Origin of the sequence: Amycolatopsis albispora (genome assembly GCF_003312875.1) — a bacterium.
Taxonomy (GTDB): domain Bacteria; phylum Actinomycetota; class Actinomycetes; order Mycobacteriales; family Pseudonocardiaceae; genus Amycolatopsis; species Amycolatopsis albispora.
On sequence record NZ_CP015163.1, the window covers coordinates 9,072,094 to 9,083,530 of the forward strand.

Annotated in this window: 12 protein-coding genes; 6 read left to right on the forward strand and 6 right to left on the reverse strand. The window is 70.1% G+C overall.

Annotated elements, in window-relative coordinates; translation table 11 throughout:
- Nucleotides 1-71: 71 nt before the first annotated feature.
- Together folP and A4R43_RS42230 are read left to right on the forward strand one after the other, a co-directional pair.
- On the forward strand, nucleotides 72-884 hold the full coding sequence (gene folP / locus A4R43_RS42225) for a dihydropteroate synthase (protein WP_113698254.1): 813 nt from the start codon (nucleotides 72-74) through the stop codon (nucleotides 882-884).
- A 94-nt stretch (nucleotides 885-978) separates the two neighbouring features.
- Nucleotides 979-2,121, forward strand: coding sequence for a DUF222 domain-containing protein (locus A4R43_RS42230; RefSeq protein ID WP_113697208.1), 1,143 nt, complete (start codon nucleotides 979-981; stop codon nucleotides 2,119-2,121).
- 2 nt (nucleotides 2,122-2,123) lie between these two features.
- On the opposite strand, the gene A4R43_RS42235 is transcribed toward A4R43_RS42230, so the two are convergent.
- The 4 genes from A4R43_RS42235 to A4R43_RS42250 are packed head-to-tail and all read right to left on the reverse strand — an operon-like array spanning nucleotide 2,124 to nucleotide 5,695.
- A complete protein-coding gene (locus A4R43_RS42235; RefSeq protein WP_113697209.1) occupies nucleotides 2,124-3,257 on the reverse strand; it encodes a sulfotransferase family protein in 1,134 nt (377 codons plus the stop codon).
- 12 nt (nucleotides 3,258-3,269) lie between these two features.
- The gene (locus tag A4R43_RS42240) at nucleotides 3,270-4,055 is read right to left on the reverse strand and encodes an SDR family oxidoreductase (protein ID WP_113697210.1); all 786 of its coding nucleotides are present in this window, start codon (nucleotides 4,053-4,055) and stop codon (nucleotides 3,270-3,272) included.
- On the reverse strand, nucleotides 4,052-5,218 hold the full coding sequence (locus A4R43_RS42245; RefSeq protein ID WP_113697211.1) for a hypothetical protein: 1,167 nt from the start codon (nucleotides 5,216-5,218) through the stop codon (nucleotides 4,052-4,054). Before A4R43_RS42245 ends, A4R43_RS42240 begins: the two co-directional genes overlap by 4 nt.
- A 21-nt stretch (nucleotides 5,219-5,239) precedes the next feature.
- Nucleotides 5,240-5,695 carry an Lrp/AsnC family transcriptional regulator gene (locus A4R43_RS42250; protein WP_113697212.1) on the reverse strand — a complete coding sequence of 152 codons (456 nt, stop codon included), beginning with the start codon at nucleotides 5,693-5,695 and terminating at the stop codon, nucleotides 5,240-5,242.
- A 93-nt stretch (nucleotides 5,696-5,788) separates the two neighbouring features.
- On the opposite strand from A4R43_RS42250, the gene pdhA reads away from it, so the two are divergent.
- The 3 genes from pdhA to A4R43_RS42265 are packed head-to-tail and all read left to right on the forward strand — an operon-like array spanning nucleotide 5,789 to nucleotide 9,052.
- The gene (pdhA, locus tag A4R43_RS42255; protein ID WP_113697213.1) at nucleotides 5,789-6,874 is read left to right on the forward strand and encodes a pyruvate dehydrogenase (acetyl-transferring) E1 component subunit alpha; all 1,086 of its coding nucleotides are present in this window, start codon (nucleotides 5,789-5,791) and stop codon (nucleotides 6,872-6,874) included.
- A complete protein-coding gene (locus A4R43_RS42260) occupies nucleotides 6,871-7,869 on the forward strand; it encodes an alpha-ketoacid dehydrogenase subunit beta (RefSeq protein ID WP_113697214.1) in 999 nt (332 codons plus the stop codon). The genes pdhA and A4R43_RS42260 overlap by 4 nt, the downstream gene beginning before the upstream one ends.
- On the forward strand, nucleotides 7,862-9,052 hold the full coding sequence (locus A4R43_RS42265; protein ID WP_113697215.1) for a dihydrolipoamide acetyltransferase family protein: 1,191 nt from the start codon (nucleotides 7,862-7,864) through the stop codon (nucleotides 9,050-9,052). The genes A4R43_RS42260 and A4R43_RS42265 overlap by 8 nt, the downstream gene beginning before the upstream one ends.
- Here A4R43_RS42265 and A4R43_RS42270 read toward each other — a convergent pair.
- Together A4R43_RS42270 and A4R43_RS42275 are read right to left on the reverse strand one after the other, a co-directional pair.
- The gene (locus A4R43_RS42270; RefSeq protein ID WP_113697216.1) at nucleotides 9,049-9,462 is read right to left on the reverse strand and encodes a helix-turn-helix domain-containing protein; all 414 of its coding nucleotides are present in this window, start codon (nucleotides 9,460-9,462) and stop codon (nucleotides 9,049-9,051) included. The genes A4R43_RS42265 and A4R43_RS42270 overlap by 4 nt on opposite strands.
- A gap of 47 nt (nucleotides 9,463-9,509) precedes the next feature.
- Nucleotides 9,510-10,088 (reverse strand): TetR/AcrR family transcriptional regulator, encoded by a 579-nt coding sequence (locus tag A4R43_RS42275; protein WP_162788794.1) that lies wholly within the window; start codon nucleotides 10,086-10,088, stop codon nucleotides 9,510-9,512.
- A 58-nt stretch (nucleotides 10,089-10,146) separates the two neighbouring features.
- On the opposite strand from A4R43_RS42275, the gene A4R43_RS42280 reads away from it, so the two are divergent.
- Nucleotides 10,147-11,364, forward strand: a complete 1,218-nt coding sequence (locus A4R43_RS42280; protein WP_113697218.1) for a M14 family zinc carboxypeptidase — start codon at nucleotides 10,147-10,149, stop codon at nucleotides 11,362-11,364.
- Nucleotides 11,365-11,437 lie beyond the last annotated feature (73 nt).

The following is an 11,437-nucleotide window of genomic DNA, read 5'->3' on the forward strand; positions in this document are numbered from 1 at the left end:
ACGAGGGAACTCGCGAGCCCGCCGGACTGTGCTTCCGCGGCCGCCGGATCGTCTCCGACCGCGCGCTGGTGATGGCGATCGTCAACCGCACACCCGACTCGTTCTACGACCGTGGCGCCACCTTCACCGACGAGAAGGCACTGGCCGCCGTCGACCGCGCGGTGGCCGAGGGCGCGGACCTGGTGGACATCGGCGGGGTGAAGGCCGGGCCCGGTGAGGAAGTGACCGTGGCGGAGGAGATCCGCCGGGTGGTACCGCTGGTGGCGGCGGTCCGCGAGCGGCACCCGGACCTGGTGATCAGTGTCGACACCTGGCGCGCGGAGGTCGGCCGGGCGGCCTGCGAGGAGGGCGCCGACCTGCTGAACGACACCTGGGCGGGTGCCGACCCGGGGCTGGTCGAGGTGGCGGCGGAGTTCGGCACCGGATACGTGTGCTCGCACACTGGGAACGCGGTACCGCGCACACGCCCGTTCCGCGTGCGGTACCCGGACGTGGTCGCCGAGGTGATCGAGGAAACGACCCTGCGCGCCGAGGCGGCGGTGGTGCTGGGGGTGCCGCGTGCCGGGATCCTGATCGACCCGACGCACGACTTCGGCAAGAACACCTGGCACAGCCTGGCTTTGCTGCGTTACGCGGATCGGCTGGCGGCGACCGGGTGGCCGGTGCTGATGGCACTGTCCAACAAGGACTTCGTCGGGGAGACCCTGGGCGTGGAACTGGAGGAACGAGTCGACGGCACCCTGGCGGCAACCGCACTGGCGGCAGCGGACGGGGCACGCGTCTTCCGGGCCCACGAGGTGCGGCGAACGCGGCAGGTGCTGGAAATGGTCGCCTCTATCAAGGGAAACCGCCCACCTTCACGCGCGATCCGAGGACTGGCCTGACCCGCCATCGTCACTCTCCGTGCCTCCGGAATGTTCCCCCGTTCGTGGAGCCCGTTTTAGCGGATGTCGAACAAGTGTTCGGTAGCGTGGAGGTATGGAAACAAACATTGAGGAGATCCTCCTCGCGCTGAAATCCACCGCTGCCGAGATGGCCCGCCTCGAGGGGCGGCTGCTACGGCAGGTGGTCTCGTTCACCCGTGCGTCGAAGGTCCGGCGTGGAGTGGCCGAGGAACTGGCGTTGGCGCTGTGCCTGACAAAATCCAAGGCACACGCGCTGGTCGGGCGAGCCGAAGGCTTGGCCGACCGGTTTCCCCAGGTGTTGCGCCTGGTGGAGGAAGGGCACGTGCCGTTGGCTTCGGCGGTGGCGGTCAACGATGCCGCCGCCTGGCTCGACGCCGGGAAAGCAGTGGTGGTCGATCGGGTGATGGCGGGCAGATTGATGGGCAAGAACCCGACACAGGCCCGCCGGTCGACAAACGCGGCGGTGGCGCGTGCTGATCCCGAGGGTTTCGAGGAACGTGCCAGACGGCAATGTGAAGCACGCCGGTTCCGTCTCCGCCATGGCGTGGCCGGGGTGGCTGGTCTGTCACTGGACAACGCACCGGTGGACAGGGCCACCGCGGCGTATGTCTGCGTGGATCGCCTCGCCCGCCGGCTGAAAACGGGCGACGAGACCCGCACGCTGGATCAGCTCCGCGCGGATGTGGCGATGGATATGTTGGTGGGCAAGCAGTTCGGCGGTGAAGTGAAGGCACACGTCTACCTGTATCTGGATGCGCTGACCTACGCAGGCTTGCGTGACCGCCCGGCCGAGCTGGCCGGGCACGGGGTCATTCCGGCGTCGCTGGCGCGGGACATCGCGGCCGGGCCGAAGACAGTGTTCCAGCGGATCATCACCGATCCCGGCACCGGCCAAGTGGTGGAGCTGGGGCGGCGGCGGTACCGGCCCAAGGCCGGGCTGGCCGAGCTGGTGCGGGTGCGTGATCGGGAATGCCGTCATCCCGGGTGTACGCGGCCCGCGCAGTTCGCCGACCTCGACCACTGCGACAGCAGGGGCCGGGGTTGGAAGAAAGGATGCCGGACGGGGCCGTCGACGCTGGTCGGGTTGTGCCGGGCGGATCACCGGCTTCGAGACGTTCCCGGCTGGGAGCACAAGGTCACGCCGGACGGCACGTTGGCGATCACCACACCCGCCAAGCAGACCTACCGCAGTCGGCCCGAGCCGTTGGGGAGGTGAGGTTATTCCTCGAACGCGGCCTCCACGTCGGCTTCGGTGAGGCCGAAGTCCGAGAGCTGGTACCGGTGGGCGGGCGCCCGGCGGCCCGTGCGGCTTTCGGCGTGCAGGGTGGTCATGGCGGCACGTGCCTCGTCGGTCAGGGTGAGCCCGAAGTGTTGGTACACCGCCTCGACCGTGCCGATCGGGTCGCCGACGAAGTCCTCGTACCGCACGTCGTAGAACTGCCTGGCGTCGTACTTCGCCCGTGCAGCACGGAAATCGGCGAGGCCGCGGGACCAGAGCGCCAGCTGGCTCCGGCCGACCACCTCACCCTTGAAGGCGGTCGACCAGTCCGCCGCCGCGTTCTCGTTCAGGCTGCACACCGAGGCGATGGCGGTGCGCGGGGAACGGTGGGTCTGAATCACCAGCGCGTCCGGATAGACCGTCAGCAGCTCGTCCAGCGCGAACAGGTGGCTCGGGTTCTTCAGCACCCACCGCCGATCGGCGTCGTGCAGGCCGATGAGCCGGAGCACGTCGCGGTGCCTGCGATAGGCCGTTGTCCAGTCCTGCCCGCGCAACCAGTCCGAATAGGACGGTACGTGGGCCAGGCATTCGAACGAGATCGAGCGCATCGACTGCCGCAGCAGCTGCCAGCACTCCTCGACCTGCTCGGCCGAGCTGTAGTGCAGGCCCATGAACTCGGGGTGCTCCTGGTGGTGCTGCTCGTACCCGGCCTGGATGCGGGCGAAAACCGGGTTCGATTCCCAGGTGTCCCGAGGCGGCCGCGGCTGGGGCACCTCGGTGAGCCACAGCTCGGGACCCTGGTGGGCCGGATCCGCGGTGAGCAGGCGGTGCAGGGCGGTGGTGCCAGTCCGGGGCAGGCCCGTGACGAAGATCGGCCGCTCCACCGGGACGTCGGCGTAACCGGGATGCTGTTTCCAGCCCGCCTCGCTGAGCAGCCGTGCCATCAGCGCGCTGCGCAGGAACGCCCGTTTGATCTTCTTCCCGAATGGCGTCAGTTCCGCTTCACGTGCGTACGCGTCGAGCAGGACGGCCAAGCCTTCGGTGTAGTCGTCCTCGCCGAAGTCGTCGAGGCCGGTCACCCTGGTGGCCGACGCGTGCAGGTCCTCGACCGTGCCGACCGAATCCCGTTCCATGCCCGCGCCCCTTCAGTGGTGGAATTCGCCGCAGTTGACGTCGAGGCACTGCCCGGTGATCCCGCTGGCCATCGACGACGCCAGGAACACCACGGCGTCGGCGATCTCGCCCGGCTCGGGCAGCCGGCGCAGGTCGGTGGTGGCCGCGGTTTCGGCGTAGACCTCTTCGCGGGTGATCCCGCGTTCCTTGGCCAGGTGGCCGAAGTACCACTTCAGCGCGTCGGCCCAGATGTAACCCGGCGCCACCGTGTTCACCCGGATGCCGCGCGGGCCGAGTTCGGTGGCCAGCGACTGCGCCAGCGACAGCAGCGCCGTCTTCGACATCTTGTACGCGCCGAAGGTGCGCCGCGAATGCCGGATCACCGCCGAGTTGATCATCACCACCGCACCGTCCACTTCGGCCAGTGCCGGGGTGAACAACCGGGTCAGCCGCAGGGCCGCGAGCACCGTGGTGTCCAGCGCGGTGCGGATCGCGGCCAGGTCGGCGTCGAGCAGGTCACCCATCGGCGGGAAGGCGAAAGCGTTGTGCACCAAGGCGTCCACCCGGCCGAACTCCTCGGCCGACCGGGTGGCGAGCCGTTCGGCGGCGGCTTCGTCGGCGATGTCGGTGGGGACGCAGAGCGCCCGGCGCCCCAGCGCCCTGACCTCCTTGGCCACTTCCTCCAGCCGCGATTCGGTGCGAGCGGCCAGCACCACGTCCGCGCCGGCCGCCGCGGCGCGGACCGCGATGGAGCGCCCCAGTCCCGGGCCGATGCCCGAAACCACCACCACCTTGTCCTTGAGGCCGTCGAGCGTCATCCGAGCATCCTGGTGGCGAAGGCGGCCTGCCGGGCCGCGATCCGGCCCGCGTATTCGCGCGGGGTGACCCTGGCCTGCTGGTAGTAAGGCAGCCGCCGGGGGAGTTCGGCGAACGGCACGACCTCCACCTCCGGGCCGTCCTCGGGTTTCAGCTCACGCGACAGCCGTTGCCAGCGGATCTGCACGAAGCCCTGCGCGTGCCCGGTGCGTTCCAGCCAGTTCGCCAGTCCCGGGTCGCGTTCGCTGACCACGAACCGGATCTTGCCGTCCGGATCGACGCGTGCCTGCGACGTGTTCAGGCTGGTCTGGTGGTTGGCGTAGTCGAGCGAGACGTACCACCGGCTGCCGAGCTGGATCCCCTGGTACGGCGCGTCGGAGGCGGGCACGGTCACCACCAGCACCTCGTCGTCGGTCAGGTCGTAGTGCCCGGCCGAGGAGAACTGCGTGGTCAGCCCGCCCGGCGTGGACCGCGGCTCGGTCATCGTGTTCACCGGCAGCTGGAGGTAGAACCACTCCGGGAACTTCAGGAACGTGTGCAGCCGGTTGAGCAGCAGCTTCCCGGCGACGCCGTAGCGCTTGGCCAGCTTGTCCCGCGACGGGGGCGGCGGAACTTCGCCGACGCGGTCCGCGCGCTGGATGCGCAGCACGCCGCGTTCCTCGGTGGCCCAGTCGCTGTAGACCTCGCGCGCGACCAGCATCGCCGAGCCGGGGGCGAGCGTGAAGTAGTGGGGATCGCTGGACTTCTCCGGCCCGAACCGGATTTCGAAGGTGCCGTCCGGCTCGACGCGGATGGCCCGGTCGTCGAAGGCGGTCACGCTGTCCGGCACGTCGACCGGGGTGTAGTCGCCGGCCAGCACCTGGAAGCTCAGGTCCGCGGTGGTGCCCCGGCGGCCGGTGACCACGTATTCCGCGTTGTCGCGCAGGTAGGCGTGGAAGTACAGGGTGTCGGGATTGTCCAGGCCCATCTTCGTGTACGGCCCGGTGGACTGGACGAAGTACGGGAAGTCCCGCTCGTAGGCCCACGCCATCTGCAGTGACGCGCGGATGCTGCCGGCGAGGTAGTCGTAGCCCTCGAGCAGGTCCTGGTCGGTCCGGATGTGCGGGGCCGAGGTGATGATCTTCTCGGCTTCGGCGATCGCTTCGGCGAACGGCTGGGTGAGCACCCGGTTACGGTAGAACGTGTTCTAATTCACGTCAATGCTCTCCAGGCTGTGCAGCTCGTCCAGAATCAGCACGGTGTGGCTGGACAGCACGTCAGGCATGGTTTGCAGCCGGTGCAGCACCAGTTGGCGGAGGCTGGACGCGTCCGGCGCGCGCACCAGTAACACGATGTCGTGCTCACCCGAGACCAGCGCGCCGTGCCAGACCTCCGGGATCTCCAGGACGCGCTTGCGCACCGCCTGCCACGAGTGCTGGCTGATCTTGAGGTACACGTACGCCGAGATGCCGAGGCCCGCGCGTTCCGGGTCGATCACCGCGCTGTACCCGGTGATCACCCCGTCGCGGTGCAGGCGGTCCACGCGCGAGTAGACCGCCGCCCGCGAGATGTGCAGGCGTTCGGCGAGCGCGCGCATGGACAGCCTGCCGTCCGCGCGCAGCTCCTTGACGATTCGGCGATCGGTCTCGTCCAGTGCGGCCATGTGGCACAGCCTAACGGCGTTCGGCGGCCAAATGTCCACAGAATCGGCCTTCCTCTGGAATATTGGCCGGGCGACAGCGCAGCATTTCGCGCCATGACGACGGTCACCAGTACCGGCCGCGGCCTGCTGCCGACGGCGGAGCCGCTCGCCCTGCTCACCGCCGCCGGTGAGCCGGTGGCGGCGCCCGCCCTGCCCATGCCCGGCGACGAAGTGCTGCTCGACCTGCACCGCCGGATGGTGCTCGGCCGCCGGTTCGACGCGCAGGCGACCGCGCTGACCAAGCAGGGCAGGCTCGCGGTCTACCCGTCCTCGCGGGGTCAGGAGGCCTGCGAGGTCGGTGCCGTGCTCGCGCTCGAAGACCGCGACTGGCTGTTCCCCACCTACCGCGATTCGGTCGCGCTGGTCACGCGCGGAGTCGATCCGATCGAGACGCTCACGCTGCTCCAGGGTGGTTGGCACCTCGGTTACGACCCGTACGAGTACCGCGTCGCCCCGCAGTGCACGCCGCTGGCGACCAACACGCTGCACGCGGTGGGCCTCGCGCACGCCGCGCGGTACCAGGGTGAGGACAGCGTCGCGCTGGTGCTGCTCGGTGATGGCGCGACCAGTGAGGGCGACACCCACGAGGCGCTGAACTTCGCCGGGGTGTGGCAGGCGCCGGTGGTGTTCCTGGTGCAGAACAACGGTTACGCGATCAGCGTGCCGATGAGCAAGCAGAACGCGGCGCCTTCACTGGCGCACAAGGGAATCGGCTACGGCGTGCGGTCCGAGCTGATCGACGGCAACGACCCGGCCGCGGTGTACGCGACGGTGCGCGACGCGGTCCAGGCCGCCCGCGAAGGCGGCGGGCCGACGTTGATCGAGGCCAGGACCTACCGCATCGAAGCGCACACCAACGCCGACGACGCGAACCGCTACCGCGACCCAGCCGAAGTGGCCTACTGGCTCAGCCGCGACCCGCTCGACCGGCTGGAGGCCTACCTCCGTTCGCGCGGCCTGCTCGACGACGCCCGTCGCGACGCCGTGCTGGCCGAGGCCGAGGCGTTCGCCGCGAAGGTGCGCGACGGCATGAACGCCGATGTGGAGCCGGACCCGGCCGAGTTGTTCGAACACGTCTACGCCCAGCCGACGCCCGCGCTGCGCGAGCAGGCGGCCCAGCTCGCGGAGGAACTGCGATGAGCCTGTCCATGGCGGGCGCGCTGAACCGCGGCCTGGCCGACGCGCTCGAAGCCGACGACCGGGTGCTCGTCTTCGGGGAGGACGTCGGCCCGCTCGGCGGCGTGTTCCGCGTGACCGACGGGCTGACCGCCCGGTTCGGCGAGCGCCGGGTGTTCGACACGCCGCTGGCCGAGTCGGGCATCGTCGGCACCGCGATCGGCATGGCGATGAACGGGCTGCGCCCGGTGGTGGAGATGCAGTTCGACGCCTTCGCCTACCCGGCGTTCGAGCAGATCACCAGCCACCTGGCGAAGCTGCGCAACCGCACGCGCGGCAAGGTCGAACTGCCCGTGGTCGTCCGGATTCCGTACGGTGGCGGGATCGGCGGCGTCGAGCACCACTGCGACTCGTCGGAGATGTACTACACGCACACGCCGGGGCTGCGCGTGGTCACGCCGGGCACGCCGGAGGACGCGTACCATCTGCTGCGCGCTTCGATCGACTCGCCGGATCCGGTGATTTTCCTGGAGCCGAAGCGGCTCTACTGGGGCAAGTCCGAGGTGGACTTCGATGCCGGGGTGCCGATGGACCGCGCGGTGGTGCGCCGCGCCGGGTCCGACGTCACGCTGATCGCCTACGGCCCGATGGTGCCGGTCGCGCTGGAAACCGCCGACGCGGCAAGGGAAGAAGGCTGGGACGTCGAGGTGGTCGATTTGCGGACGTTGTCCCCGTTCGACGACGAGACGGTCGCCGCCTCGGTGCGCAAGACCGGCCGCGCGGTGGTGGTGCACGAGGCGTCCGGGTTCTGCGGGTACGGCGCCGAGGTCGCGGCGCGGCTCACCGAGCGCTGCTTCCACCACCTGCACGCGCCGATCCTGCGCGTCACCGGGTACGACATTCCTTATCCGCCACCGAAACTGGAGGAGCACCACCTGCCGAACACCGACCGCGTGCTGGACGCGATCGCGCGCCTGCAATGGGACGACCAGGTGGACGGAGTGGTTGGCGTTGCCTGAGTTCAAGCTCCCCGACCTCGGCGAAGGGCTGACCGAGGCGGAGATCGTGCGCTGGCTGGTCGCGGTCGGCGACACGATCACCGTGGACCAGCCGGTGGTCGAGGTGGAAACCGCCAAGGCGGCGGTCGAAGTGCCCTCTCCCTTCGCCGGGGAGGTGACCGCGCTGCACGGCGCCGCGGGCGAAACGCTGCCCGTCGGGGCACCGCTGCTCAGCGTGGGCGAACAGGCTCCGGGATTCACCGAACCGGGCGTGGTGGTCCCGGAGCCTGCCGGCGAGACCGGGGAAAGCGGCAACGTGCTGATCGGCTACGGCACGTCGGCGGCGACCACCAAGCGGCGGCGCCGGTCACGGCGGCCGGCGAACGCTTCTACGCGCACGGTGGCGGTCATTTCGCCGATCGTGCGCCGGCTGGCCAAGGAGAACGGGGTCGATCTCCGCGCTGTCCCCGGCAGCGGGCCGCAAGGCGTGATCCGGCGCTGTGACGTGGAGCGTGAGATAGCCGGGCGGTCCGCCGGTGGCCGCCGCATCCCGTTGAAGGGCCTCCGGAAAACCGTCGCCGACAAGCTGTCCACGTCGCGACGGGAGATTCCCGAGGCGACCGTGTGGGTCGACGTCGATGCCACCGGACTGCTCGCCGCCCGCGACCAGCTCGACGGCGTGGGCCTGCTGGCGCTGCTCGCGCGGTTCACCGTGGCCGGGCTGAAGAAGTTCCCCGAGCTGAACTCGCGCGTCGAACGCGACGAAATCGTGCTGCTCGACCAGGTGCACCTCGGCTTCGCCGCGCAGACCGACCGCGGCCTGGTCGTGCCGGTGGTCCGCGACGCGCAGGAGATGAACACCCGCGCGCTGTCGGAAGCGTTGCGGGAGAAGACCGCCGCCGCACGGGCGGGTGAACTGACCCCGGCCGACCTGACCGGTGGCACGTTCACCGTGAACAACTACGGAGTGTTCGGAGTGGACGGTTCGGCCGCCATCATCAACCACCCGGAGGCGGCGATCCTCGGCATGGGCCGGATCATCGACCGGCCGTGGGTGGTCGGCGGTGAGCTGGTGGCCCGCAAGGTCTGCCAGCTCACGCTCGCCTTCGACCACCGGGTGTGCGACGGCGGCACCGCGGGCGGATTCCTCCGCTTCGTGGCCGACTGCGTGGAGGCCCCGGTCACCGCGCTCGCGGACCTCTAGTCGTCGTTGGTGATGGCTTCGACCAGCCGCAACAGTTCGGTGGTCGCGGCGACCCCGCCGAGCACCACCACCTTCATCGAGCCGCGTTCCTCGTCGTACATGGTGTCCACGCGCAGGGGCGTGGGGTCTTCACGCGGGCCGTTCACCGCGGCCATCAGCAGCGTGCTGAGCCGGTTCGCGGTGGCCGCGTCCACCGGGTCGACCTGCACGATGCTGGACACCTCGACCCGGCGCGGGCCGGTCGCCGCCGGCTGGCCGGTCAGTTCCTGGAGGTCCTCGCGGGCGATGCGGTACTGCTTGCCGATGCGGACGGCCTTGAGCCGCCCGTTCCGCACGTAGTTGCGCACGGTCCGCACGTGCAGCCCCAAGCGCTCGGCCACCTGCTCCACCGAAAGCAACTCCTGTGTCATGTCCCCAAATTACTCCATGCTTCCGCAAGTGAGGGTAAGAACCGGTACTAGCAGAGCAGGTGGGCCAGCGCGGCGGCGGCGTCTTCGGCCTCGGAGCCGGACACCGCCGCCGGGTCGAGCAGGGCGCGTTGCGCGAGTCCGCTGAGCAGGGCGTGCGCGGCCACGCTCAACCGCCGCGCCTGTTCCTCGGTGGTGCGGCCGCCGGGGAAGCGGCGTCCGGTCAGCAGTTCGCGCAGGCGCTGGATGGGGATCGGCTGCGCGGGCTCCGGCTCACGCAGCGCGGCGGCGGTGGCTTCGAGTTCGAAGGCGAACCGGTCGCGTGCGCCGTCCCCGGCGGCCATCCGCATCCACACCCGCGCCGCGCCACGCAGTACTTCGGTGACCGAAAGCGCCGGGTCGGCGAGTTCGTCCAGCTCACCGGCCAGTTCGGTGGCGAGCTGGTCCATCGAGGCGGCGAGCAGGTTCCGCTTGCTGCCGAAGATCGAGTAGATCGCGCCCGTGGTCAGCTCGGCCCGTTCGGCGATGTCCTCCAGGCGGGCGTCGCGGTAGCCGCGGGCGGCGACTTCGGTGAGGCAGGCGTCGATCAGCGCTTCCCGATTGCGGGCCTTGAGCGCGGTCCGTTTCACGCCAGTGATGGTAATCTCATTATTACCGTAATCAAATTATCAAACCGGAGGGTGTGTCGTGGACGAGGTCGCCAGGATCACCGCGTCGATGGAACAGGCCACCGGCTTCCCGACGGTCGACCGGATGCACCGGTTCACCGCCGAAATCGCGGAGAAGCACCCCGCCACGGTCTCGGTGTCGATGCTGGGCAGCTCGAAACTGGGCGACCCGATCCACCACGTCCGGGTCGGCGACGGCGCGCGGCAGGTGGTGGTGATCGGCAGCCCGCACCCCAACGAGCCGATCGGCCTGCTCACCATCCGGCAGCTGATCCGCGTGCTCGCCCAGGACACCGAACTCCGCGACGCACTCGACGCTACCTGGCACTTCGTGCCGTGTGCCGATCCCGACGGCACGCGGTTGAACGAGGGCTGGTTCGACGGCCCGCTCACCCGCGACCACGTGGCCCGCAACTTCTACCGGCCGCCGAGCGACGAGCAGGTCGAGTGGACCTTCCCGGTGCACTGGCGCGGGCGTCGCATCGGCGCGCCGATCCCGGAGACCCGCGCGCTGATGCGGTTGATCGACGCCACCCGCCCGCAGCTGATCGCCTCGCTGCACAACGCCGACTTCGGCGGCGGCTTCTTCTACGTCGCCGGTCGTGGCGACGCCGGCTACTACGCCGCGCTCACCGCGTTGCTGGACGAGGCCGGGATTCCACTGGAGAGCGGGGAACCGGACGCGCCGGGGGCCCGCGCGCTCGCGCCGGCCGTGTTCGAGATGCCGTCGTTCGGCGCGATCGCCGAGGCGATGGGCGGGCCGCTGCTCACCGGCGGCAGCACCATGGACTACTCCGCGCGCTACGGCAGTTCGGTGCTGATCAGCGAACTCCCGCTGTGGATCGACCACGGCCCGGCCCGGCTGGACGCCACCCACGGCCAGGACCTGGAGTTCTTCACCGAGCTGCTGCGGCCGCTGCGGTTGAGCGGGCGCAGCCCGTTCGAACGCGCGATCACCGACGCGCTGCGCTGGTTCCGGTTCTCCGGCGGGCAGGTGTGGCCGAGCGTGATCCGCCTGCGGTGCGCCGGGATGCTGCTGCGGTTGTTCGCCGACGAACCGGCGTCACCGGAGATCGAAGCCGCGCGCGCGACGCTGACGCCGGTCTTCGAGCGCTGGTGCGCCGAAGTCGCCGAGCGTGCGCCGGGCACGCTCGTGCCGCCGCACCGGCTGGCCGGGGTGCAGGCGGGCGCGATCGTCACCGCGGTGACCCGGCTGCGGGACGGCCTGCCCGTGTGACTGCTCCATCCGGGTAGCGCGGGAACTGAACGCCCCGAGCCGACGACCTCCTCTTCGAACGGCAGGTGAAGGG

Bases quoted from the DNA above. Each gene is read 5' to 3' on its own strand.
- folP (WP_113698254.1), top strand. From the start codon at position 72: ATGGCGATCGTCAACCGCACACCCGACTCGTTCTACGACCGTGGCGCC.
- A4R43_RS42230 (WP_113697208.1), top strand. From the start codon at position 979: ATGGAAACAAACATTGAGGAGATCCTCCTCGCGCTGAAATCCACCGCT.
- A4R43_RS42235 (WP_113697209.1), bottom strand. From the start codon at position 3,257: ATGGAACGGGATTCGGTCGGCACGGTCGAGGACCTGCACGCGTCGGCC.
- A4R43_RS42240 (WP_113697210.1), bottom strand. From the start codon at position 4,055: ATGACGCTCGACGGCCTCAAGGACAAGGTGGTGGTGGTTTCGGGCATC.
- A4R43_RS42250 (WP_113697212.1), bottom strand. From the start codon at position 5,695: ATGGCCGCACTGGACGAGACCGATCGCCGAATCGTCAAGGAGCTGCGC.
- pdhA (WP_113697213.1), top strand. From the start codon at position 5,789: ATGACGACGGTCACCAGTACCGGCCGCGGCCTGCTGCCGACGGCGGAG.
- A4R43_RS42260 (WP_113697214.1), top strand. From the start codon at position 6,871: ATGAGCCTGTCCATGGCGGGCGCGCTGAACCGCGGCCTGGCCGACGCG.
- A4R43_RS42270 (WP_113697216.1), bottom strand. From the start codon at position 9,462: ATGACACAGGAGTTGCTTTCGGTGGAGCAGGTGGCCGAGCGCTTGGGG.